Raw genomic sequence first — 24,272 nt, 5'->3', positions numbered from 1 at the left:
ATTTACTCCTGAATACGGGCTTCAATAACGCCGCCACCGAGGCAGACTTCGTCGATATAAAATACCGCAGATTGTCCCGGAGTAACAGCCGCAACCGGATAATCGAAAGTGACTTGGATTCTCTCGGCGCTCAATGGGGTAATTGTACAAGGGATATCCGCTTGACGGTAACGGGTTTTAACAACGCAGCGCAATGGCTCAGTTAATGTTTGTCTATCAACCCAATCTAATTGCTGAGCAATTAAGCCTGTAGACATTAAACGTGGATGCTCATGACCTTGCGCCACAATCAATTGATTGTTTTCAACGTCTTTATCGACCACATACCATGGCTCTTCAGAACCGTCTTTGGTGCCGCCAATACCTAATCCTTTACGTTGGCCTAATGTGTGGTACATCAGCCCTTCGTGCTGGCCAATGGTTTCACCGTCAACGGTGACGATTGGGCCTGGTTGAGCAGGGAGGTAGCGACCGAGGAAATCGCGGAATTTACGCTCACCAATAAAGCAGATCCCGGTAGAATCTTTTTTCTTTGCAGTCACTAAACCAATTTCTTCGGCGATGCGACGGACTTCAGGTTTTTCTAATTCACCTACAGGGAATAAGCTTTTTGCCACTTGTTCATGGCTGAGGGTATACAGGAAGTAGCTTTGGTCTTTGTTGTTGTCTAAGCCGCGTAATAGCTGGCTTTTACCATCAACATCACGGCGACGAACATAGTGACCCGTTGCAATATAATCTGCGCCCAGATCTTCGGCGGCAAATTCTAAGAAAGCTTTAAATTTGATCTCTTTGTTACACAGAATATCTGGGTTTGGGGTACGACCCGCTTTGTATTCTTCTAAAAAGTGTTCGAATACATTGTCCCAATATTCAGCGGCAAAGTTGATGGTGCGCAGCTCGATACCGAGTTTGTCGCATACTGCTTGCGCATCAGCAAGGTCAGTCGCTGCGGTGCAGTATTCTTCGTTATCGTCTTCTTCCCAGTTCTTCATAAACAGACCGACCACCTGATACCCTTGCTGTTTGAGCAGGTAAGCGGAAACGGATGAATCAACACCACCGGACATACCGACGATGACCTTAATTTGGCTGTTATCTGATTTGGTACTGTTATTTGACATGGGAAATAGTCTCAATGCGGAAAAATCAAGCCCCATACTTTAGCACGTTGCCCCCTTGTTGCACCAGCGTTAGGATAATAATGTTACTCGTAATGGTCACCGAAGGCGGCTAAAACGCTTAAAGGATAGCGAGTACCTTCTAGGTAACAGCAGATACTTTGAGCCACTAAAGGGGAGCGAAGGCATTGGCTAGTCAGAATTTCTTCTGCGCTAACCCAATAACAAGCGCTGATATCATCGTCGTGGGGATGGGTTTCGCAGGGGGCATCCAGTTCAAGGGAAAATAAGACGCGAATAAATTGGGTGTCATCGGGGGCTATCCACTGGTGGATTTTAACCAATGCTTGAGGCTCACCAATAATGCCAGTCTCTTCATAAAGTTCGCGAACGGCAGCTTGTACTAATGTTTCATTGGCTTCAAGGTGTCCTGCAGGTTGATTCCATGTGGGTTTATTATTCACCCACTCTTCAACCACTAAAAAACGCCCTTGGGCATGGACAATGGTAGCAACGGTAACATTGGGTTTAAACAACAGTGACCTCCTTCCATTCGCCGGAAGATAAGTTATCGAGTGTGAAATTTCCCATGGCATAGCGTATTAATCGCAATGTAGGAAAACCAATATTGGCAGTCATCCGACGAACTTGTCGATTTCTTCCTTCATAAAGCGTGATCTTCAACCAAGAAGTAGGAATGTTCTTACGCTCACGGATTGGCGGAACTCGTGCCCATAACCACTCGGGCTCACTGACTAACTCAATACCCGCGGGTAGAGTGGGTCCATCATTTAGGGGCAATCCCTTGCGAAATTTTGCGAGGGCGCTTTCATCGGGAATGCCTTCTACTTGAGCATAGTAGATTTTTCCTGTTTTTTTCTGCGGCTGGGTTAGCGTGGCTTGCAATTGACCATCATTGGTGAGGACTAACAGACCTTCACTGTCTCTATCCAAACGCCCCGCGGCATAAACATCAGAGATGGGAATATAGTTTTTTAACGTTTCCCGTCCTTGCTCATCCGTAAATTGCGGTAGTACATCAAATGGTTTATTGAAAATAATCACTTTGCGTGGTTGGGTTGGGCGAGTTCCGCGAGAAGATGAATTCGTTGCCAATGTACGACGTGGTTTTGACGGTGAGGACGTGTACTTGGTGCGGTTGCGATTAGGTGCATTCATAATAATTTACTGAGAGTGATTCATGTAATACGCAATAGAATAGCGATATTTTGACGATAAAGTAAGGACGTTTTGTTTGATCATCAAGGGGAAAGAATGCTCAAACAGTGAGCCGCTTCCCCTTGATTTATGGTTACTGATTTATTTCATCGATAAAACGAGTAAAAGCAGTAAATATTCGCTCAATCAAATGCACACAAAGAACGTGCTCTTCATCCGTATAATTAATAGTATCAATTAATTCAGCGTCACTACCCATCGTATGACCGGATTCGTGAGCTAAATGAAGAGCTCCGCAATATTTAAGTGGTACAGGCGATAATTTAGCGATTTGATTGACGTAAGTGAAGAATGTACGCCCGGTTGCTTCCATGCATTCAATGACGGCTAAGCGAATTTTAGCCGGTTGATTGGCGATAGCGCTGATTAATTCATAGATGAGCTTACGGTTATCTTCCATTTGTGGGGACCACAACCATACTAAGGTATCCGTCAAAAGTTGTGGTTCATTCATACGTAATGTGCGGAGATCATCAATATACCAATACCAATGGTCAGAATCTTCTAAAGCGTGGTCATTTACGGCGGCTTCTAAATCATTTTTAGGATTTTCAAAGGGCAAAATATATTTGTTAATATCGCCAAATGCCAAAATAAAAAACGCAAGTTTGGGTAAAAATGCCAGTGATTCTTTGACGGGTAAAGATGAGTCAATGGAGCCCAGAAAAAATGGATGCTGCGAGAAGGTTTCTTGTTTTAAATTGATTAAGTTAGATAATTTTTCCATATATTCACCTTTATATTTATCTTGAATTAGTAATTATATTTTTAATAAATAAAAATGTATTTTTCTTAATCTATTGTGGTATTTCATTATTTGTTTGAATAGAATTCAATTACGCGCGGGATAATATAAATTGATTTAAAATCAATAGGGTTTTGTTTTTTCGCACATTAAAACCATTAAGTGCTAATAATTTAATTAAATCTATTAAATCATAAAGATAATATGACAATATATTAATTTCTGTGAGCAGTACGAATGTTTAGATAGGGCATTTTAGATAAGCTATGGAATAAGGTCATTCAGTATTTAGGTCTTGATTTAGCTTAGATCTTAACTTTTTAGAGTGTTGGTTTTTTATCTAAGATTATGATTTAAATATATTTATCTTGGTTTTTCTGAGTGTTTAGACACGAAAATAATGCGTTAAATGCGATCTGTATAAAAGCTTAGCTTAGTAATCATTGGCGTTCGACGCAGATTGCAGTAGTATTGACAGGTCTCTTACAAAAAATTAACAAGTAAAATACGCAAGTGAAGGAGAGGTTAATGGATAGCAAAGTAGTAGTTCCGGCAGAAGGCGCTAAAATTACCATTGATGCAAAAGGCAAATTACACGTTCCGAACAACCCAATTATCCCTTTCATTGAAGGTGACGGTATTGGGGTTGATGTCACTCCGGCAATGTTAAAAGTTGTTGATGCCGCAGTTAAAAAAGCCTATAACGGTGAGCGTAAAATTTCTTGGATGGAAATTTATACTGGCGAAAAATCCACTCAGTTATATGGCAAAGATGTTTGGTTACCGCAAGAAACCCTCGATTTAATCCGCGATTACCGCGTTTCTATTAAAGGTCCATTAACCACTCCAGTTGGTGGCGGCATTCGTTCCCTCAACGTTGCACTTCGTCAACAGCTTGATCTATACATCTGCCTACGTCCAGTTCGTTACTACAAAGGCACACCAAGCCCAGTTAAACAACCTGAACTCACTGATATGGTGATCTTCCGTGAAAACTCAGAAGATATCTATGCAGGTATTGAGTGGAAAGCGGGTAGCGCAGAAGCAGACAAAGTGATCAAATTCCTGCAAAACGAGATGGGCGTAACGAAAATTCGTTTCCCACAAGATTGCGGTATTGGTATCAAACCATGCTCTGAAGAAGGCACAAAACGTTTAGTTCGTGCAGCAATTGAATATGCAATCGATAATAACCGTGATTCAGTGACTTTAGTTCATAAAGGCAACATTATGAAATTCACTGAAGGTGCATTTAAAGATTGGGGCTACCAATTAGCACAAGATGAGTTCGGCGGTGAATTAATCGATGGTGGTCCATGGGTTAAAATTAAGAATCCAAAAACGGGCAAAGATATCATTGTTAAAGACGTTATCGCGGATGCATTCTTACAACAAATCCTGCTGCGTCCAGCAGAGTATGATGTTATCGCGTGTATGAACCTGAACGGTGACTATATTTCTGACGCATTAGCTGCCCAAGTTGGTGGTATCGGTATTGCACCGGGCGCAAACATTGGTTCTGAATGTGCACTGTTCGAAGCAACTCACGGGACTGCACCGAAATATGCAGGCCAAGATAAAGTAAACCCAGGCTCTATTATTCTGTCCGCAGAGATGATGCTGCGCCACATGGGTTGGGTTGAAGCGGCAGACTTAATCGTTAAAGGTATGGAAGGCGCAATCGCGGCTAAGACTGTAACTTACGATTTCGAACGTCAATTAGAAGGCGCTAAATTACTGAAATGTAGCGAATTCGGCGACGCAATCATTAAACACATGTAATTTATTACGTAGTGTTATTAATAACGGGAGCCTAAAAACTCCCGTTTTATTTTGTCTAGAAAAATTCTTCTGCAAAACTATTCTGCAAAACCGGCTACAAAATAAGCGCTATTTTATAGCTAAAACCTGTTGAAAGTAATATTAATTAATACCGTTTCGTTTTGAACCAATAACCGCTTAGAGCGGTTTTTTATTAATTATAAACAATTAAATAGGTATAAATACGTGTAAATTTTATAGTCTAAAGATTATCTTAATTAGACGTAAAGAAATCCAATAAATAAGTATTTATACGTATTTTTATTTTTTTTATAAAAAATGAGGCTGGAAGTTAGTTTGATAAATGTTAATATGAAAAGGATTATTTGTAGTGAAATTAACGATGTAAATAAAAACTAGAAAAGAACAGTTATAAAATTTAGAACACAGCAAATTAGCAATTTCGAGGTGTAGAATTATATGAATAACAAATGCTTAGCTTCAATTGTTCAATTGGCATTATTTACCGTCTCTTTCCAATCTGCTGCATTTCAAAATGATGAGTATAACCCGATCGTTTTTAATTTTGCCCAACTCTATGATTTTAACCCAGTTAAAGGCAATATCAAAGAACTGAATACCTTTGTTTATAATGAGGATGATACCATCAATTATCAATCTGAATTAAAGGTTGGTCGTGATGGTTGTGTTGATAGTTTTATAATGAAACAAAAAAAAGATGAGTATTTAAATAGCATTGATAACTGGCTTTCAATCAAACGAGAAAAAAATAAATTAGTAGGTTCAGATGCAAATGGGCCTGTTGAAATGGAAGTGGCGGAGAATTGTTTGATTATTTCTAGAACTGATAGTAATGGAAAGTTAATATATCAGTACAATAATGACGGAATAATTTTAGGCTCAATGACTGCAGAGCCGAAAGTTCAATATAGCGAAAATACGTATAACGAGAATAACCTTCCTGAGACGATAAAATATTATAAAGATAATATTGTGTTCTCTGAAAGTATCATTAGTTACGGTAAAGACCTAACAAAGCCATTTGATCTTCAAATGGAGATTAAGGCACTTGGTTTGCCTATATTAGTTGTTGACTCTAAGTGTGACTATGACAAGCAAAATATTGCACATAAATGCAATTTTATACTGACAATCGTATCAAATGGAAAAACAATAAAATTACCGAAAAGAAGCATTACGGAAACCGTATTTTACTAGCTGGTAAGAAATTGAAGTAAATAGATTAAAGTTATTTTGAAGAGGGTTTAAGATGGTAGTAAATAAGCCCCTTACTGAATAAGGGGCAATTTTTTTATGCTTTTGGATCTGCGCCAAAACGATTGTCGCCTTTAGTACCTTCTAAGCACATGAAGACGAGCAATACGATCCCGCCAAATGGGATGAATGCGATTAAATACCACCAACCTGATTTCTCAGTATCATGTAAGCGACGTACGGATACTGCAATAGAAGGGACGATAGTGGCTAATGCATAGATCCCCAATAAAATTCCTGCAATAACACCTAGCATACCCATTCCGCCTGTTGTGTAATCAACAGATGAAATGATCAATGCATATAGAACCATAATGATGATCATGTTAACAAGAGTAAACATCCAATACTCTTTACGTCTAGCACGACCTTCGAAATTAGCATAGTTATTTTTGATGACTTCTAAATACCAATTCATGTTTATTCCTTAACGAAAAATTGAGTGGTGAGTATAGAAAGAGCTTAAATTTGTGTAAATCAGCATTATCTGTATATTTGAATGTAACAGCAAGATAACTCTCAATAAAACAATCCATCAGCCATGAGATAATCTGTTAAAAATAGGTATACTTGCGAAACTTTACATTAATTCTAGCAGCTTTTTTAACTTTATTAAAAGATTATGCTGATTCTTGTTAATTAATAAAAAACTGAATCATCTAATGCTTTGCTAAAATATTCAGAGTATGAAGTAGCTAAACGAAGAGGCGGGGATATCTGCTTTAGTTTTGGCTAATGGCACAGTAGAATTAGAGGTAAGTTATGTGGAGTATAGTTATTCTCGAATAAATTCTCTGAGTTCTCAAAGCTAGCAGATATGTTGAATCAGACATGATTCATCAAAATAAGATAAAAATTAGAGGTAAAGATGAAGTCTAGCTTTTTACTATTAACAACATATATCGCTACATGTTCTTTACCTTTTCAAGCGATTGCGTTATCAGAACAAAAGTACAGTCCAGTCGTTTTCAACATGGCGCATATGTATGACTTTAACCCAGTGAAAGGGAATGTGAAGGAAGTCAATTCAGTTGTTTATAATGAAGATGGCTCTATAAACTATGAGTCAGATTTGAAAGTGGCAAAGGATGGTTGTATTGAAAGCTTCAGCATGAAGCGTACAAAAGATGAGTATATTAATAGTGAACATAATGAGCTTTCGGTTAAGCGTAATAAAAATAAGTTGATTGGTCATGACTCTAACGGGCCAGTTGAAATGGAAGTTGGAAATAATTGTTTGATTTTATCTAAGAAAGACTCAGATGGTAAATTATTGTATCAATATGGCGAGGATGGCTTTATTAAGAGTTCATGGATTGCGGAGCCAAAAACAAAGCTCAGTGAATTTCATTATGATAAGAATGGACGCTTATACGCTATATCATATTACAATGACAATAAGTTATTTTCGGAGACTGCTGTAGAGTACAAAAATGACCCAGCTAAGCCTTATGATATTATTTTAGAGGTTAAAGTACTTAATCAATCAGCACTGATTGCTGATTCTCAATGTGAATATAACCAACAGGGTGTGACATCTAAGTGTCAATTTATTTTGACACTTATTTCGGATGGAAAGCAACTTAAGCTGAATAAATACAGTACGACGGATGCTTCATTCTATTAGCCGTAGGTTAATGGGGTGCTTTTCTCCATAGGATAAAATGCAATAATCCCATAAGACCATGCCCCACAATATAAACTTCGATTAGCCCTGTGAGTGTTTTATGAATATTTCTCGCTTCAGGGGCTAATGATGAGTTTTGCCACCATAAAATAAACCAAGTCACACCAGAAAGGACAACTAGCGCCAATGCACCTAATCCAAGCCCTTGGACACTGGTTGCTAAGCCTTTAGGTGAGCTGTCGGGAAGCGTTAAATTAAATAGGCTTTTGACATCGTTTTTTATCTGAGAGAGATCTGCCCATAAATAAGGATAGAAATATCGAAATCCTCGATTTGAGAGACAGATAAAAATGAGAATAGCCGCCAAAAATAATAAACAGAACCCGATAATAATGTGTAGCCAAGTAAAATAATATGCAGGCCCGCTTACTGGGAGCACACCACTTTTACTGATAGACATCCAATTACTGATGATAATTTGCCCAATAACCAATAAAAATATCATACAATGAGTTAAGCGAATTACGGGTGTTTGATAAGTACCAAAAAACTGCCAAATAGATTTAAACAGCTTCATATTATTCCTTAAAAGAATTTTTTCTCGAGTACTCTACGTTGTAGTCTTTCTATTTATGAAATTCAATAAGTTTGTTTTGATGATAAGAATTAGATGAATAGATTTACGTAATGTAAATAAGAATTATTTTTATCTAATAAAGGGCTGGGTGATTGAAAGCCGCGTGAGTTGGCCGAATATAATATTAAGAAATGTAAAAATAATATTATACAGAGGAATAGGCATGAATAAGATGGTATTTGTGGAACAGCATTGACAGCAGTTCTTGGTAAACAAATTGGAGAGTTAGCAGTAATTAAGCAATTTTTCTCATCGGATTATGTGCAGGTAGTTGATGGAAAGCTGATTGATTTTGCCGAGTTCTGCACGCATATGAAGGTATTAAAAGAAGCCACCGAGAGCATCACGATCGACATTAAGTCGATTGCGGAAGGTGAAAATTGTGTTCATACACAACATATTGCGAAGGCAGTAAAGAAAGAGGGCACAGTGAGTGAATTTGAGGTGTTTGCTTGCTTCCATTTGATGAATGGAAAAATTATTCGATGTGAAGAGCTGACACGAATGTTATCAGGCTCAAAACACGATAATGATTTGGGTTCAAGAACATAGATATACTTATACTTATAAAGGCAATCAGTATGAAGCTATGTAGCTAATATCGGGATTATTCAATTAGCTACATGATTAAGTGTTATTTTATGCAGGATAAGTGAGTTGCATACCAGTTCCAACTTCTTGAACGGGGGCGTGTTTTGCTAAATGAATTTTGGCTGCCAAGTCAGTGCAATGGCATGGGTGGATCTACAATAAATTTTGTTTTTTAAAATAATCACTGGTTTGGTTTAACAGCTCATCGGACGCTTTTTGTAAATGGAATCCACCGATGACAGTCACAATTTTGTCTATTTTGGTGACTCGCTTTGCATGCTCGACAATATTACAGATCCCTGAGTGTGAGCACCCCGTAATAACAATCAGCCCTTCGGAGGTTTTAATCGCGAGGGCGCTATCGTCAAGTACATAATCGTCAACGCTATTGTTATGCTCATCGATAGTTTTACCTACCGGTTCTTTCCCTTCAAATGTGTTATTTCTTGGGATCTCACCTAAGAAAATTACATTCTCAGAAACAGAGTAAGCACCTTTGGTTTCAACTGTATCAAAGTAGGCAGTTAAAACATTTTTTGGGGTATTCGCGCCAATAACTTTTGAGTGATAACTTTTAGGTTGCAAAGCATCCGGGTGATAAATCAATTTTTTTGTTTGCTGGGATTCAACATTTCGGCGATCTAAATATTGAATAAGGTGATTAATTCCCCATGTGTGATCATTATGACCATGGGATAAAACGAGGTCAGTAATTTGAGCAAGGTCGATATTGAGGATATTGGCATTGTTAATGAAAACATCGGAATAGCCAGTATCAAATAGTATTTTTTTACCGTCAGCTTCAATGTGGTAGCAAACCGCGGGTTCACCACAAAAATAGCTGTCAATGAGGGTGTTGTTATCAACGAGTACAGAAATTTTTATTGTCATTTTTATCTCTTTGGTTGTTTCATTATACAAAGAGGTTATATCAGAATAATGGCAAAAAATATTCAACCATCGATAAACATATAGGTGTAAAAAATCACATGCTTAAATATGTGATGGAGAAAGGATTGTTTATGAAAGCTAACTAGCCAATGTGAGTGGTTTAGAGTGATAATCAGTACAAATACTCTTAACCCTATTAAGTTTGCTATGATTTCTTTATTGGTAAAATGTCTGTTTGGCGCACTCGCTGTTTTAGTTATCGCGATTCTCTCGCGTAGCAAAGTTTATTATATTGCAGGATTAGTTCCTTTGTTTCCCACCTTTGCATTAATTGCCCATGTGATAGTGGTTCAGGAGCAAGGTGCGGAGGCGTTAAGAAAAACAGCATTATTTGGCTTATGGTCATTAATCCCTTATGCAATGTATTTAATCACTGTTTATGTCTTTGCAACCAAGTTAACACCGTGGATTTGTTTAAGTCTAGCAACGTTGATTTGGATAGTCACTGCAGCTGTTTTAGTATATTTCTGGCAGCTTACGCAGTGAATTTATCAATTTAGCGCCTTCGTAGCGTAAACCAAATAAAAAGTGCAATTTTTTGCATTTAAATTAACACACAACAATTATGTGTTAGATTTGCACTCGAATTATTTTTTAGACGATTTATAATAATACTTAGTGTGTTCTAATTCGCCATTCTATAGAGAAAAATGTTACTAAGAGTCCTTGTATTATTATTAGTTGCGGGCTGTTCCTACATAGCAGGTGTGATGACAGAAGTTTCTTCAGATACTAAGATGGATGCAGAGAGTAAAATCAAAAGCGCCGTTGAAGATTTTCTGATATATCCATCAGCCGCAACATACAAAAATGTGAAATATCATGTCCTGAATCAGAATGAAGAGGGGGATGAGACTGGCTACTATTGTGGTGAGGTTTTTGGGTTTGAAGATGGCTTGCCTTCCGGGTATAAACGATTTATTGTTCGTTTACATAAAAACAAAGAAGGTAAAACAGTGGTTTCTATTCCACTGGTTGAAAAAGTTGATGATATCGTCCCAGTTGAACAATTTGACCCGATCTGGGAACGTTATTGCAATCGATAGTCATAAATCATAATAATTGAAAGGCAGATTGATCTTTGTATTATCAATACTGCCTTATGGTTTTATTGCCAGTGTCGCTAGGAATGTTGGTAAGAAATTGTCGATAACAAAACGAGGATTTGGCTGCCAATCTTCTTGAAAACCTGCAATATTAAAGCCTGCTTGTATTTGCCCACCAATTAAGTCAGTCAGAGAATGACCAAAGACAAACGCTTCTTGCTTCGCTTGTTTTGACGCCACTTGTTCTTGAGATAAATTATCTAATTCTGAAAACGGCATGGTATATCGAGGTCGAATAATTGTATTTTCAACAGGACTTTTTTCTCTATCATCAACAAACACGATAGGGTTAAAAAAACTTGAGAGCAATCGACCTTGCGGTTTAAGTACCCGAAAGCATTCTTGCCATACAGGATTAACATCGGGAATATATAAGTTTGAAATTGGGTGAAAAATAATATCAAATGAATTGTCTTCAAACATAGGGAGATGACGCATATCACCTTGAACTGTCGTCAGTGCTAAATTATCCCGCTTAGCCACCATATTATCTTGCTCTAACTGCTTTTCTGACAAATCAAATACTGTCACGATAGCGCCCGCAGCAGCGAGGATTGGTGCTTGCTGTCCACCCGCAGAAGCTAAACAGAGAATTTTCTTCCCTTTTACGTCACCAAGCCAAGCTTTATTTAATGGCGTTGGCGTTAGATAGATTTTCCAATTTCCTTTTTTTGCTTCTTCAATTGTTTGACTATCAACGGGAGTAGACCAAGGTTGTTGAGATGCTGCTTGTTTATCCCATGCCTTCTGATTTGCAGTAATAAAATCCATCATAAAGTGTACCTACAAATACATTAATTGAGGTCATTGTAATCGCGGTGAGATTAAAGTAAATAACAAAATATACCAATAAGTACGGTTTGTTTTTCTTTCGGGAAAAAATGCAAGCTATTTGGTTGGCTATAAGTGACAGTAATAATGAACAAGTATTGGAAGATGATTGAAGTTAAGGGGAGTTATTCGCATAATATATGCATATTTGAACTCGCCATTGGCTTATCATGCTAGCAAAACTTTACCCTGTCATCTTGTTGGTTATTTCCAATGTATTTATGATGTTCGCTTGGTATGGACATTTAAAATTTACGAATAAGCCATTATATATAGTCATATTCTTTAGTTGGTTGATTGCATTTGTAGAATACTGTTTCGCGGTACCTGCAAATCGCTTAGGGCATCAATATTACAGCGCTGCTGAATTGAAGACGATGCAAGAAGTGATTACGTTATGCGTATTCGCTGGGTTCTCTGTGCTTTATCTGGGCGAGAGTTTTACAATAAACCATATTATTGGCTTTATTCTTATTTTTGCAGGTGCATTTTTTATTTTTAAAGGTCCTTTTTAGTGAACAGCATCTTCTACTATATAGAGAGTGGTTGGGTAGAAGATGCTTGGTAAAGAAGGGGGATTTTACTTACACCCAACCTTTTTGACGAAACTCTTTAAGTACTGCAACAAACTGCTCCATTTCTTGTGGGGTACCTAACGTTAAACGGTTCCAACCCATAACAGGTGGAAACTCTCTGCCAACCATAATATTGGCCTCTTTCATGCGCTGTTTATAGGTTTTCACATCACCTTTTACTTTGTGGAAAATAAAGTTAGCTTGTGATGGTGCATATTCTAAGCCTAATTCATTGAGTGCAGCTTCAACGATTTTACGTGAAAGATTGTTAGATTTAAGGCTATATTCCAGGAATTTCTTATCTTTCAATGAAGCAATGGCAGCGACAGCACCCGCAGTATTGGTGTTATCAATCGAGATAAACTCATCGACTGCTTCAATGATTTCAGGGATTGCAATACCGTATCCCACTCGCAAGCCTGCTAATGCGTAAATCTTCGAGAAAGTCCGTGTCACTATTAGGTTTTTTTGCCCTGCTTTGACTAATTCAATTGCACTCACAAATTGCGGATCTTCAACAAACTCAGCGTAGGCTTCATCAACAATAAAAAATTGTTTATCTGAAACTTTTTTCATCCAGCTATCGAGTGGGCTATGCGGCGTTATCATCGCCGTTGGGTTATTTGGATTACAGATATAGATAATGGATAAACCGTCGAAATCATTGGCGATTTGCTCCATCTTTTTCAGGTCAAAACTCAAATCTGATTTTAATGGAACTTTAGTAATTTCTACACCGAGTGGGAGTGCATAAAGTTCAGCATAGTTAAATGTAGGATCTGGGGTAACAAGTTGAATTTTTATGCCTTCTTTTCTTGCCTTATTTGCGAGCATGGCGACAGCCGCTTGAATGGTTTCTGATGAACCATTTCCTAGGGTCACATTCTTGCTGTCTAGATTATGCAGTGTGCCAATATTGCCGATAAGCTCGGAGCGTGCGTCATCAGGGTAACGGAATGAACCGGGTAAAGCTTCAATGACCGCTTTTTGTGCACTAGGTGACATTCCCAATGAGTTTTCATTGAAATTGAGTAATAAAGGATGTTGAGCATTCGGCTTAACAAGTGCGCTAGTATTTGCACTTGCTTGATTTAAAACTGAATTTAGTGCTAAACCACCTGCAACAAGTGAGCTTGATTTTAGAAATGAACGACGATCCATAATGAGTCCCTGAAATATATTTATCTTGTGTGATTAGATTACTCGAAATAATTCAGTTGTAAATAAATATATAGTTAAAGTGATTTTTTATTCATTTTGTTATGCTTGTAAGGAGTGGTTTTAGACGGGGTTAATTTTTCATTTGATTTAATTAATTGATTTAAAATGGTAATTTTTCTTAGTTTTTATTTTTTGCAATGGTGTTAATTATTGCACATTGAATTGATATGGTTGTATATTAATATATATAACGATAACTAATCACAGAGAGATAATAATGAAGCTATTTATGTTTTATGTTGGTGGTAATGCCGGAAAATCCAATATTGAAGTACATGATGTGCAGTTTGCTGCAGTCAACACACCAGAAGAAGCTTGGCCATTATTGCGAGATGCTTGGTTTGGGGATAAAGATAAAATCCATGTGGATGGGTATGCAGATATCAATTGGGCAGATGGGTTCGACATCAGTTTGAGCAAAGAACCATCAGAAAGTGAATATAAGCTCTATTTTATTAATGTAGGTGGATATATTTCATCAACACTTGCGGAGCTGCATGAGTTTGATCTCTTTGTGGCAAAAAATGTCCAAGAAGCTAAACAAAAAGCAATTAGCCAGCTCTTAGTGAATAGCCAGCAACAGCATAAAGATAATTTAAAAGATGTTGATGATTGTTTATTACTAAAGAAAGTTGGTGAATATTATATTCACTTAAATAAAAATGAGAATGGAAATAAATATCAACCATTATGGCAAGGATATTTACCTATAGGTATAAATAGCTAACTTTTGGTTAATACGTAATAGCCAGCATTATTAAAGATATTACTGGCTATTATTATTCAGAGTGAAATTTATTGAGCTTCTTGTGTCACTAAGCTAGGAGAGATTTCAACCACTGCCACTTTCACCATATATTTCTTGTTACTCTCACCCTTTGGCACTTCTGCTGTAATTTTCTTTAATGCCTCTTCTGGCTGAGTGGTTTGTACGGCCGTAGAGTATTGCATCATTCCTTGGTGGCGTCCCATATGTTGCCCACGGTAATTACCATCGCATGGTCTATCATATTGAGCTTGACTAGGTCCATTACCATTTCGGTGATAACCATTACCATGATAAGCAAATGTAGAGAAACTCACTGCTAATAAACTGCTGACTAAAATAAGTGATTTTAAATTTTTCATTTTGATTCTCCTCTTTATTTATTATCAGCTTGCCACTGTGGTTTTTTATTTCAATCTGATTTACTTAAATATAGGATGGTTTCATATTTAGAACACAATTATTCATTATTTCTTCACACTGATAAATATTTGTTAAATAAATTTTGTTCGTGTTCTAAAAGCTGAGAGTCAATATTATATAAACCATAAAATTTTAAATGTAAAATAAATCGATTTTTATTCTTTCAATTAAATGGAACTTTTTGTGCGGCATGAATATCTAGATACTTATTATTGACGGGGTAAAGGTGTTAACATAATCGATAAGCCCATAAGTGTAGTATAAGAAGGATTTGAGATTGAAACGTATAAAAAGCAAGCTACTGATAGTGATTTTATTGGCGTTAGGCGTATTTGCTTATCAGTTTTATACAACAATCGGTGATAACGATGTCACCAAGCAAGCTGAAAAGCTTATTGAGAATAAGTTAAGTTCAGGAAGCCCTTTGACTTTTGATGATGTCAAAATTGTTCTGAAAAGTGAATTTAAAGAGGGTGAAAGTTATCGAGTCTGTGGTTTTTATCAAACCAGTGAGCAAGGTGAGAAATTACCGTTTGTTGTTAGCGTAAGTGTTCAAGGTGGGAAATTCTCTGAGCATCATCAAATGATCACCAGTGATACGCCTGAACTACGTACTGCCATAGTGTCATTGTGTGAAAAATCGCAATAGTTTTCTCTTCGAGATTGACGGCATATCTGAGTATTCAATTCAGGCGTTCGCCTAAATTTTTCCCATAAAAAAAGCCAGTAATAAATACTGGCTGCTATAAATTAGCAAAAGCAATGTAAATGAAAATTCGTTATATACATTATCATATAACGCTTAAAAGAAAAGGACTTTTATACAAAGTAGACTAACATCATCATTAACTATGATCTTGATCAGGGTTTGAAATAGGGAGAAGGACGAGAGCGAGGAGTTCCAGCCTAGCTATTATTGCTGGAGGCTGGAAAATAGGGCTAGCAAGTTTTATGCTTTTAACCAGTGACCATGATGGAAAACATCTTCAACCAGTTCATGGAGAACAATATGCGCTTCTTTATCATCATGGAAGCCTTTGGTATTGAAGGTGGTTGCACCACTGTCATGTGTAATGAAAAGGTTACTACCTGGGTATACTTCTAAAACTCTGGCGTGCAATTCAGTAGTGAACGCGTCGTAGGATTTTTCAGAGAGTGTTGAGACTAAATCGTCAGAAACTTTGATGTGGATTTCCATATATTACCCTTTGATGTGGAAAGCAAATTAGCAATAAGTGTATTGGTATCATAAAACATTAGCAATCATCTTATTGTGATGATTGAAAAGTGATTGTTTGATGCTGAAATAGGATTAAGTGGTAGATTTAAAACAAGTGAAATATAATTCAATAAAGACGTATCAAACTATATTTAATATTTATCTTCAATGATTATTCAAAAGAGTAATAATTAAAGTTCATCAATTAGTTATTCAATTTAAAAAACGCTGAAAGATTATTTAATTAAATACGTATTCAGTTAATTAAATTTAATGTTTTTTTACTTATAACTGTAAATTCTGATTAAAAATTGCCATGTTTTCAATCAATTGATTGAAACTGTTCTTAAAGTAATCAACTTGGTTGTATCGTTTTGTTTTAACTATTGTTTTGTTTTGTTTTTTTATTCTAATTTGCATGATGTCTCGCTGTGTTAAGTATTAAATAGGATTCTAGTCAGAAAAAAATTTACAGCGAAAGTAAAAAAAATATAATTCATGGGTCTTGTTTAATAACATTGATTATTCATGATGAACCATCATGGTTTATATTTTTATTTGTTTAATTACTTAAATAATATGGAGCTAAATAACTCACCAACTAATACCTCTATTAGTGGATATAATAAAAGGAGCATAATTTGATAGAATTTATAAACTCAATCAGCAATCTTATTTGGGGCTCGTTATTAATTTATTTATTACTGGGAGCCGGTTTATATTTTACAATACGATCTAAATTCATTCAGTTCAGGCATTTTGGTCACATGTTTGGAGTACTGAAAAATAGTACTCAATCAGACAGTTCGGGTATTTCTTCATTCCAAGCACTATGTACCAGCCTAGCAGCTCGAGTCGGTACTGGAAATCTAACAGGTGTTGCTATCGCGATTACGGCAGGCGGCCCCGGCGCTATATTCTGGATGTGGGTCGTTGCATTATTAGGAATGGCAACGTCATTTGTTGAATGCACATTAGCGCAGCTTTATAAAACGAAAGATGACCAAGGCAACTATCGCGGCGGGCCTTCATACTATATGGAGAAAGGCTTAAAACAACGCTGGATGGGTGTACTGTTCTCTATCTTCTTAATCATTGCATTTGGCTTGGTTTTTAATGCAGTCCAAGCAAACTCCATTGCACAAGCAACTGCCGTGGCATTTGATTTTAACCCACTCTATGTTGGAATCGCCTTAGTGATCCTCAGTGGCACCATTATTTTTGGTGGATTAAGATCAATTGCTAAAGTTGCCGAATTTGTTGTGCCAATCATGGCTATCGCTTATTTAGTGCTGGCTTTCTGGGTAGTAGGTCAAAATATTGAGCGTTTACCTGATGTCTTTATGCTGATATTCCGTAGCGCCTTTGGTTTACAAGAAGCCGCAGGCGGCGCAATTGGTTATGGTATTGCTCAAGCGATGACGCAAGGCATTCAGCGCGGGTTATTCTCGAATGAGGCCGGAATGGGCTCTGCGCCAAATGCAGCGGCGTCTGCGTCACCTTATCCTCCGCATCCTGCTTCCCAAGGCTACGTGCAAATGTTGGGTGTATTCATGGATACCATCGTGATCTGTAGCGCTACGGCCATTATTATTTTGGCTTCTGGTGTGTTAGATGGTCCGGTGGATAAAATCAATGGTATTGAGCTGACTCAGCTAGCCTTATCTTCTGCGGTGGGCAGTTGGGGAAGTATCTTCGTTGCGATTGCGATTTTCTTCTTTGCCTTTACATCAATCATTGCCAACTATGCTTATGCAGAAAGCAATATGATTTTCTTGGAAAATAATCATACCGCAGGGCTGTTTATTTTTCGCTTAGCGACATTGGGGATGGTGATGTTTGGGGCGCTCGGTGAAATGCCACTGATTTGGAAACTTGCGGATGTCTCAATGGGCTTAATGGCAATTACAAACTTGATTGCCATCCTCTTATTGTCCGGCGTGGCATTCAAACTCGCGAAAGATTACAACCAGCAGTTAGGCGCGGGAAAAATTCCAACATTTGATATTAATGATCACCCAGAGTTGAAAAAACAGCTCAATGAAGGAATTTGGGAAAAAGAGTCGGTTGAGCAGTGGGTTAAGAACGAAGCCCATTAATTTTACGCTAGCTGGTTGCAGTTGACCGCAGTTGAAAGTTAACAGAAATATAAATGGAAGGCGTCTAGATTTATTTCTACACGCCTTTTTTTATTCTTTATTTTCTGGCTAATAAATATAAAAAACTTGCTTTATTGCCCTTAGAGCGTAAGGTTTTGGAGGAAAATGATAATCAGATAAATATGAAATAAGGTGTTGATCAGGAAGATGAAACTCGGACGATATGCAGCAACATTTTATGGGGTAGTGTCCATTTTATTGTGGAGTACAATGGTAGGGCTTGTTCGCAGTACGAGCGAAAACTTTGGTCCTATTGGTGGTGCGGCACTTATCTATTCGATAGGCAGCCTGGTTTTGGTTGTTGTAATGGGATTACCAAAAATTCATCTTTTCCCTAGACGTTACTTGTTCTGGGGGGCATTTTTATTTGTCAGCTATGAAATCTGCTTTATTTTAGCCTTAGGGCTTGCCAATAACCGCCAGCAAGCCATTGAACTGGGCATGGTGAATTACTTATGGCCGAGCTTCACAATTGCGTTAGCGGTTCTGTTTAATCGACAGCGTTTTAGCCTATTACTGATTATCGGGCTTATTTTAGCGTTTGCGGGTTTATTGTGGGTTATCTCCGGCGATCAACCTTTGTCCTTGAACGCGATCCTTTCAAATATTCAAAGTAACCCACTTAGCTACGGCTTAGCCTTTGTTGGCGCATTACTGTGGGCTTTTTATAGCAATATTACGAAACGAATGTCGAATGGCTGCAATGGTATGGTGCTGTTTTTTATCATGACATCGGTTGGTTTGTGGATCTTATTTATCTTCTCGACGCCAGCGCCATTTAATATCAATGTGAATAGTGTCATTTTGTTATTTGTCACTGCCATTGCAACTGGCGGGGCAAATGCGCTTTGGACGGTGGCAATTATCAAAGGCAATGTGGCTTTTCTTGGGACGTTGTCCTATTTCACTCCGGTGATCTCTACGGCATTCTCTTCAATGTTATTGAGTACCGCATTAACATTGGGCTTCTGGCAAGGTGTCTTGATGGTAACCATAGGGTCAATCACCTGTTTTATTGCCACAAGGCGATGAGTTAAGTTTGGGGCGTAGCGTACTAATCCTAAAAAATAAAAAGCCGAATGTCAGCGATATGCCAACATTCGGCTTTTAAATATCAAGATTAAGCTAAGTTTTGCTCAGCAACAGGCTCGCTTTTCTTGGTAAATTTGCCAATAAACATCGAGATAATAAACGCGATAATTCCTGGAATTAACCAACCCATACCTTGCTCAAACAGCGGTAAGTAGGTGATCAGGTTTGCTTTTACCGTTGCACTCAATAATTCCATGTTATTTAGCGTATCGAACAGGCTCATCAGCACAACTACGCCAATGGTGATCCCATAAGTGACCCGAGGTGCCGCCATTAATTTGCGTGCAAATTGCAGGAACACGATAGTAACTGATGAAGGGTAAATCATCAGCAGAGCCGGAATGGTGACGCGCAATAAGGTATCGAGACCAAACGTGGACACGACAGTGGTTAGCATCGTGAAGAAAACTACCCAGAAGCGATAGCCTAAACGGTGATGGAACGTGGCAAAGTAATCCGCACATGCGCTAGTTACACCCACTAACGTGGTCATGCTTGCGAGTAATACAATCCCGCACATGATCCACGTACCTACTGCACCAAATAGGACATCGACGTAACGAGAGAAGATCTGTCCGCCGTTGGTTGCTGTATTCGCCACTTGTTCACTGGTCGCGCCTAAATAGAACAGGCAGATATACAGCGCCGCGAGTAAGCTTACTGAAATTAAACCTGCTTTAATCGTGATGGTCGCGACTTGGCGTGGTTCAGTGATCTGTTTTGACGCCAATGCACGCGCCACAATCCCACCAAACGCCATCGCAGAGAGGACATCCATGGTTTGGTAGCCATCAATTACGCCGCCAAAGAAGGCAAATTCTGCATACTGTTTAACAGGGGGATTCATATCAGAAAGCGGGTTAATGACCACGGCAATTCCCACTACCACTAATAAAACAAGTAATGCTGGAGTCATAAACTTACCAATCGCGCTGATCATGGTACCTTGCTTTAACATGAAGAACATCGAGGTAAAGTTAAAAATGAGTGCGAAAGTGAGATGCGAAAATGTGCTTTTTTGAACAAAGCCTAATGGTAAGAAGCCCATTTCAAACGCGGTATTGGTCACCCTTGGCATCGCAAATGTAGAGCCGACGATTAAGTAGAGTGCAACCCAGAAAATGACCGCAACCCATTTGGGTAAATCAACAGAAAGCTTTTCACCACGCCCTTTTACTGCAACCGTAACCAAGGTTAAGAAGGGTAGCAGAACACCGGTGATCAGAAAGCCTAATGAGGTATCAAACCAGTCAGTCCCTGATTGATAGCCTGCCATCGGTGGAAAGATGATATTTCCCGCGCCTAGAAATAAGGCGAATACCATCATCCCCAGAATTAACATATCTTTAGTCGAAAACATTTTACTACCTGTTAGTGATGTGGGTTTTATTGTACTTATAGATGAATGACAATTTTTAAAGGAGGCAGATAGTATCAAATTTGGAAGAGTAAGTAAGGTAAAGGATAAAATAGCTCTAAGAGAAGTGCAGGAGATGGATATGCCAGAATGGGAATGCCTAGGCATATCCAGTTAAATTGTATTTTTGTCTAGAGATTTGAACTCTAAATTAACGGCTCACTAGATAATAAATTTGTTTATTGCGACAGCAACGCCATCACAATCGTTGGTGGTGGTGACAAATTTCACTATTTCACGGATATGTGGTGCAGCATTTCCCATTGCAACCGAAACACTCGAATACTGTAGCATGGCGACATCATTATTTTGGTCACCGATGCTCATGATTTTGTCTGGTGTGAGGGATAACTTTTCACATAATACTTTCAGCGCAGAGCCCTTACTGGCATCTTTATTCGAAACTTCGAGGAAATAAGGACTGGTTTTGATCAGCGAATAGTTTTCAAAGGTATTTTCAGGAATATAGCTGATACCCACATCCAGTTTCTCAGGATGATCAATAATCATGATTTTGGTAAAACTGAGCGAGCTATCCATTTCGTTAACGGGGCAATACACCAGAGGGGTATTGGTGAAATAGGCATCATGAATGGTATAGCGGCTAATATGGCGATTAGCGGTGAACATAGTGTTATCCGCAAGGGCGTGCATATGAACCCCCACGTTGTTAGCCAGATCAGCAAAATATTGATAATCTTCAAAATCTAACAGGTTTTCATACAGGTGACTGCCATCATTGGCTTGATGGATCACGCTGCCATTATTACTGATGCAGTAGTTACTGGCGGTATCTAATCCAAGTTCTTGAAGGTAGGGTAAAATACCAGAATAGGGGCGGCCTGAGGCAAGGACAATTCGCACACCTTGTTTGTGCGCGCGGGTAATGGCTTCTTTCACTGCGGGGGAAATTTGGTGCTGCGAATTGAGTAACGTGCCATCTAAATCAATGGCGACCAGTTTGATTGACATCAATGCCTCCTAAAATAGAACTTCTACAGGTACCTTACTCTGATTATCGAGAATGTAAATTATCTAAGAAGGCAACGAATAAGTTGCTCAGTAAAAAGGATGAGAATGCCCATGTTTTATCGCATTAAATCTGAAAAAATTCAGGTCAATGCGCGTAAAACAAATTCACTCATCATCCGGGGTTAGGTGTAATGGCTCTTTTACATCCAAATGAATTTGGTCATTTTGACGAAAATCAAACGGCGTAATGCCATATTCTTTGCGGAACATATAGGTAAAGTGAGATTGCGAGCCGAAGCCAAAATCTAACGCAATATCAAAAATGCTTTGGCTGCTGTTTCTTAATAAATTTACGGCTCCAGCCAGTCGACGCTGACGGATATATTTTCCTAAGGAAATTCCTGTGACTTCCTTAAAGATTTTTTGCATATGCCAAAGGGAATACCCAGAATAGGCAGCGAGTTCTTCCAAGTGGATGACTCGACCTAAATGCTCTTCGATCCATTTACTTAGAGCGTTAACAAGTGCTACGTGGTTATCTTGTGCCATCTCAAATTCATTCTTATTTTACGGTAACTGAAGTATACACAACTTCATTTCACCATGACAAAGGTTGGTTGTGCGGTATTGCAGATTTATGTATAAAAATCACACAACAATAGCCAGTTATTTACCAAGAGCTGCAAAAATAAACAATTGTTTTCTTGAAAACGATGAATAGCCCATTTTACGCAACTAAAGACGATAATATCGATTAATATTGCCAGATGATGTGACTATTATGAATCCCATTATCTATGCGAAATATGCTATTAATCATAAGCATTATAATTGTTTGTGCTTTTTTATACCTCTTAGCAATGAATAATCTCTGCGATCAGGGCGGGGATGACTTTCAACTTGGCGTCTGCCGCGTGACGGGTTTGTTACCATTTTGAGTTTGCATTTTGCAACGTCTTACTGGATATTAGTTTGTCATTATTTGGAAACATTAGAAGACAGGCAGAAAGCCAGCTTTACAGTGGTGTAATTGCGAGTGGAGTTCATGCAAAAATTCAAATAAACTTGCGTGATTATCACAACTGTGGACGATAACAAAAAGCTAGAGGACGAAGGGTAAAGATATGGCGCAACAGACGTTAAAGCGCGGATTGAAAAACAGGCATATTCAGTTAATTGCCTTAGGGGGCGCTGTCGGTACAGGGCTATTTTTAGGGATAGCAACCACTATTCAAATGGCAGGGCCTTCGGTACTACTCGGGTATGCATTGTGTGGATTTATCGCTTTTCTGATCATGCGTCAGTTAGGTGAAATGATTGTTCAAGAGCCTGTTGCAGGGTCATTTAGCCATTTCGCATTCAAATATTGGGGCGGTTTTGCCGGGTTCCTCTCGGGTTGGAACTACTGGGTCATGTTTATCCTCGTTGGGATGACTGAACTGACCGCTGCGGGTAAATATATGCAACACTGGTGGCCTGAGTTACCTATTTGGGTTTCGGCGCTGGTGTTTTTTATTGCGGTTAATGCGATTAACCTGATTAACGTTCGCTCCTATGGAGAGACTGAATTCTGGTTTGCTCTGATCAAAGTTGTTGCGGTTATCGCGATGATTTTATTTGGTTGTTACTTGCTGTTTAGTGGTCATGGTGGCCCTCAAGCTAAAGTGAGTAACTTATGGGAATACGGCGGCTTTTTTGCCAAAGGCTATAATGGGCTATTGGTCGCGCTGGCAATTATTATGTTCTCATTTGGTGGATTGGAGTTAGTAGGGATCACCGCGGCAGAAGCGGAAGATCCCGATAAAAGCATTCCTAAAGCCATCAACCAAGTGGTTTACCGTATCTTAATTTTTTATATCGGCTCACTGGCGGTATTATTGGCGCTGTATCCATGGGTACAACTGGATGGTAAAACTAGCCCATTCGTATTGATTTTCCATGAGCTGGGTGACTTACTTGTTGCCAACGCGTTGAACGTGGTGATTTTGATTGCTGCTCTGTCGGTTTATAACAGTGGAGCTTACTGTACTAGCCGCATGCTGTATGGCTTAGCACAACAAGGTAACGCACCACGCTTTATGGCAAAAGTGAATAAAGGCGGCGTGCCTGTGATGGCATTGCTTGTTTCAGGTATCGCGACTTCTGGCGGGATCTTGATTAACTTTGTGATGGAAGGTAAGGCATTTGAATTACTGATGTCCTTAGTGGTCACCACGTTAGTTTTAAACTGGATTATGATCTGTGTCTCTAACTTGAAGTTTAGAGCAGCAATGAATAAACAAGGTATTGAAACGAAGTTTAAGAGTATTTGGTATCCATTTGGTAACTATCTGTGTTTAGCGTTCTTGTCGCTGATCTTGATTATTATTCTAACAATGGATGGCTTACGCGTTTCTGTCCTGATTATGCCTGTTTGGGTCGCGGTTCTGTGGGTTGGTTATCAATTCTCGGGCACCAAAAAACAAGGTGTAGAGGGCAATGCGTTATAGCCTTATCAATAAGTAAGCGTATTGATAAATAAAA

Annotated in this window: 26 protein-coding genes and 1 pseudogene; 13 read left to right on the top strand and 14 right to left on the bottom strand. The window is 38.5% G+C overall.

Annotated features, from left to right (window positions below; genetic code table 11):
* Window positions 1-2: 2 nt before the first annotated feature.
* The 4 genes from mnmA to LDO73_RS10425 form a co-directional block, all read right to left on the bottom strand.
* Window positions 3-1,124, bottom strand: coding sequence for a tRNA 2-thiouridine(34) synthase MnmA (gene mnmA, locus LDO73_RS10440; RefSeq protein WP_224057826.1), 1,122 nt, complete (start codon window positions 1,122-1,124; stop codon window positions 3-5).
* An 83-nt stretch (window positions 1,125-1,207) separates the two neighbouring features.
* Window positions 1,208-1,657 carry an NUDIX hydrolase gene (locus tag LDO73_RS10435; protein ID WP_224057825.1) on the bottom strand — a complete coding sequence of 150 codons (450 nt, stop codon included), beginning with the start codon at window positions 1,655-1,657 and terminating at the stop codon, window positions 1,208-1,210.
* The gene (gene rluE / locus LDO73_RS10430) at window positions 1,650-2,300 is read right to left on the bottom strand and encodes a 23S rRNA pseudouridine(2457) synthase RluE (RefSeq protein ID WP_224057824.1); all 651 of its coding nucleotides are present in this window, start codon (window positions 2,298-2,300) and stop codon (window positions 1,650-1,652) included. The genes LDO73_RS10435 and rluE overlap by 8 nt, the downstream gene beginning before the upstream one ends.
* A 133-nt stretch (window positions 2,301-2,433) precedes the next feature.
* Entirely contained in the window at window positions 2,434-3,087 is a 654-nt protein-coding gene (locus LDO73_RS10425) for a hypothetical protein (RefSeq protein ID WP_224057823.1), read from the bottom strand.
* Between the two features lie 546 nt (window positions 3,088-3,633).
* Between LDO73_RS10425 and icd the strand changes: the two genes are divergently transcribed.
* Entirely contained in the window at window positions 3,634-4,887 is a 1,254-nt protein-coding gene (icd, locus tag LDO73_RS10420; RefSeq protein ID WP_224057822.1) for an NADP-dependent isocitrate dehydrogenase, read from the top strand.
* A 459-nt stretch (window positions 4,888-5,346) separates the two neighbouring features.
* Window positions 5,347-6,105, top strand: coding sequence for a YnfC family lipoprotein (locus LDO73_RS10415; protein ID WP_224057821.1), 759 nt, complete (start codon window positions 5,347-5,349; stop codon window positions 6,103-6,105).
* Between the two features lie 94 nt (window positions 6,106-6,199).
* Here LDO73_RS10415 and LDO73_RS10410 read toward each other — a convergent pair whose 3' ends face one another.
* The gene (locus LDO73_RS10410; RefSeq protein ID WP_224057820.1) at window positions 6,200-6,580 is read right to left on the bottom strand and encodes a DUF805 domain-containing protein; all 381 of its coding nucleotides are present in this window, start codon (window positions 6,578-6,580) and stop codon (window positions 6,200-6,202) included.
* A 450-nt stretch (window positions 6,581-7,030) separates the two neighbouring features.
* On the opposite strand from LDO73_RS10410, the gene LDO73_RS10405 reads away from it, so the two are divergent.
* Complete coding sequence (locus tag LDO73_RS10405) at window positions 7,031-7,789, top strand: YnfC family lipoprotein (RefSeq protein WP_224057819.1); 759 nt, start codon at window positions 7,031-7,033, stop codon at window positions 7,787-7,789.
* Window positions 7,790-7,796: 7 nt separating this feature from the next.
* On the opposite strand, the gene LDO73_RS10400 is transcribed toward LDO73_RS10405, so the two are convergent.
* A complete protein-coding gene (locus LDO73_RS10400; RefSeq protein ID WP_224057818.1) occupies window positions 7,797-8,366 on the bottom strand; it encodes a cytochrome b/b6 domain-containing protein in 570 nt (189 codons plus the stop codon).
* A gap of 252 nt (window positions 8,367-8,618) precedes the next feature.
* Between LDO73_RS10400 and LDO73_RS10395 the strand changes: the two genes are divergently transcribed.
* The gene (locus tag LDO73_RS10395; RefSeq protein WP_224057817.1) at window positions 8,619-8,978 is read left to right on the top strand and encodes a nuclear transport factor 2 family protein; all 360 of its coding nucleotides are present in this window, start codon (window positions 8,619-8,621) and stop codon (window positions 8,976-8,978) included.
* 87 nt (window positions 8,979-9,065) lie between these two features.
* Here LDO73_RS10395 and LDO73_RS10390 read toward each other — a convergent pair.
* Window positions 9,066-9,908 (bottom strand): annotated as a pseudogene (locus LDO73_RS10390) (MBL fold metallo-hydrolase).
* Between the two features lie 207 nt (window positions 9,909-10,115).
* Between LDO73_RS10390 and LDO73_RS10385 the strand changes: the two are divergent.
* Both LDO73_RS10385 and LDO73_RS10380 read left to right on the top strand, forming a co-directional pair.
* Entirely contained in the window at window positions 10,116-10,454 is a 339-nt protein-coding gene (locus tag LDO73_RS10385) for a GlpM family protein (RefSeq protein ID WP_224061172.1), read from the top strand.
* Between the two features lie 224 nt (window positions 10,455-10,678).
* A complete protein-coding gene (locus LDO73_RS10380; RefSeq protein ID WP_224057816.1) occupies window positions 10,679-11,014 on the top strand; it encodes a hypothetical protein in 336 nt (111 codons plus the stop codon).
* 54 nt (window positions 11,015-11,068) lie between these two features.
* Here the strand turns inward: LDO73_RS10380 and LDO73_RS10375 are convergent, their stop codons facing one another.
* Window positions 11,069-11,848: a class I SAM-dependent methyltransferase gene (locus LDO73_RS10375; RefSeq protein ID WP_224057815.1), complete on the bottom strand. Its 780-nt coding sequence runs from the start codon at window positions 11,846-11,848 to the stop codon at window positions 11,069-11,071.
* A 227-nt stretch (window positions 11,849-12,075) separates the two neighbouring features.
* On the opposite strand from LDO73_RS10375, the gene LDO73_RS10370 reads away from it, so the two are divergent.
* Window positions 12,076-12,420, top strand: coding sequence for a DMT family protein (locus tag LDO73_RS10370; RefSeq protein WP_224057814.1), 345 nt, complete (start codon window positions 12,076-12,078; stop codon window positions 12,418-12,420).
* A 69-nt stretch (window positions 12,421-12,489) separates the two neighbouring features.
* On the opposite strand, the gene LDO73_RS10365 is transcribed toward LDO73_RS10370, so the two are convergent.
* Entirely contained in the window at window positions 12,490-13,641 is a 1,152-nt protein-coding gene (locus LDO73_RS10365) for a pyridoxal phosphate-dependent aminotransferase (RefSeq protein ID WP_224057813.1), read from the bottom strand.
* A gap of 277 nt (window positions 13,642-13,918) precedes the next feature.
* Here LDO73_RS10365 and LDO73_RS10360 point away from each other — a divergent pair, with 277 nt between their 5' ends.
* Complete coding sequence (locus LDO73_RS10360; RefSeq protein ID WP_224057812.1) at window positions 13,919-14,428, top strand: DUF1543 domain-containing protein; 510 nt, start codon at window positions 13,919-13,921, stop codon at window positions 14,426-14,428.
* Window positions 14,429-14,496: 68 nt separating this feature from the next.
* On the opposite strand, the gene LDO73_RS10355 is transcribed toward LDO73_RS10360, so the two are convergent.
* Window positions 14,497-14,829, bottom strand: a complete 333-nt coding sequence (locus LDO73_RS10355) for a hypothetical protein (protein WP_224057811.1) — start codon at window positions 14,827-14,829, stop codon at window positions 14,497-14,499.
* A gap of 338 nt (window positions 14,830-15,167) precedes the next feature.
* On the opposite strand from LDO73_RS10355, the gene LDO73_RS10350 reads away from it, so the two are divergent.
* Complete coding sequence (locus LDO73_RS10350; RefSeq protein ID WP_224057810.1) at window positions 15,168-15,539, top strand: hypothetical protein; 372 nt, start codon at window positions 15,168-15,170, stop codon at window positions 15,537-15,539.
* A 300-nt stretch (window positions 15,540-15,839) separates the two neighbouring features.
* On the opposite strand, the gene LDO73_RS10345 is transcribed toward LDO73_RS10350, so the two are convergent.
* Window positions 15,840-16,088, bottom strand: coding sequence for a DinI family protein (locus LDO73_RS10345; RefSeq protein WP_224057809.1), 249 nt, complete (start codon window positions 16,086-16,088; stop codon window positions 15,840-15,842).
* A gap of 662 nt (window positions 16,089-16,750) precedes the next feature.
* On the opposite strand from LDO73_RS10345, the gene LDO73_RS10340 reads away from it, so the two are divergent.
* Together LDO73_RS10340 and yddG are read left to right on the top strand one after the other, a co-directional pair.
* Window positions 16,751-18,208, top strand: coding sequence for an alanine/glycine:cation symporter family protein (locus LDO73_RS10340; RefSeq protein WP_224057808.1), 1,458 nt, complete (start codon window positions 16,751-16,753; stop codon window positions 18,206-18,208).
* 207 nt (window positions 18,209-18,415) lie between these two features.
* Complete coding sequence (gene yddG, locus LDO73_RS10335; protein ID WP_224057807.1) at window positions 18,416-19,300, top strand: aromatic amino acid DMT transporter YddG; 885 nt, start codon at window positions 18,416-18,418, stop codon at window positions 19,298-19,300.
* A gap of 88 nt (window positions 19,301-19,388) precedes the next feature.
* On the opposite strand, the gene brnQ is transcribed toward yddG, so the two are convergent.
* The 3 genes from brnQ to LDO73_RS10320 all read right to left on the bottom strand — a co-directional run bounded on the left by brnQ (window position 19,389) and on the right by LDO73_RS10320 (window position 22,298).
* Entirely contained in the window at window positions 19,389-20,720 is a 1,332-nt protein-coding gene (gene brnQ, locus LDO73_RS10330) for a branched-chain amino acid transport system II carrier protein (RefSeq protein ID WP_224057806.1), read from the bottom strand.
* Window positions 20,721-20,939: 219 nt separating this feature from the next.
* The gene (gene yidA, locus LDO73_RS10325) at window positions 20,940-21,749 is read right to left on the bottom strand and encodes a sugar-phosphatase (RefSeq protein WP_224057805.1); all 810 of its coding nucleotides are present in this window, start codon (window positions 21,747-21,749) and stop codon (window positions 20,940-20,942) included.
* Window positions 21,750-21,914: 165 nt separating this feature from the next.
* Window positions 21,915-22,298, bottom strand: a complete 384-nt coding sequence (locus LDO73_RS10320; RefSeq protein ID WP_224057804.1) for a helix-turn-helix domain-containing protein — start codon at window positions 22,296-22,298, stop codon at window positions 21,915-21,917.
* A 248-nt stretch (window positions 22,299-22,546) separates the two neighbouring features.
* Here LDO73_RS10320 and mgrB point away from each other — a divergent pair, with 248 nt between their 5' ends.
* Both mgrB and LDO73_RS10310 read left to right on the top strand, forming a co-directional pair.
* Entirely contained in the window at window positions 22,547-22,687 is a 141-nt protein-coding gene (mgrB, locus tag LDO73_RS18150) for a PhoP/PhoQ regulator MgrB (protein ID WP_336431841.1), read from the top strand.
* 186 nt (window positions 22,688-22,873) lie between these two features.
* Complete coding sequence (locus tag LDO73_RS10310; protein WP_224057803.1) at window positions 22,874-24,238, top strand: amino acid permease; 1,365 nt, start codon at window positions 22,874-22,876, stop codon at window positions 24,236-24,238.
* Window positions 24,239-24,272 lie beyond the last annotated feature (34 nt).

Origin of the sequence: Providencia alcalifaciens, from assembly GCF_915403165.1 — a bacterium.
Classification (GTDB): Bacteria; Pseudomonadota; Gammaproteobacteria; order Enterobacterales; family Enterobacteriaceae; genus Providencia; species Providencia alcalifaciens_C.
Note: the sequence above shows the minus strand (reverse complement) of the source record. Positions and strands in the feature narration are given on the sequence as shown.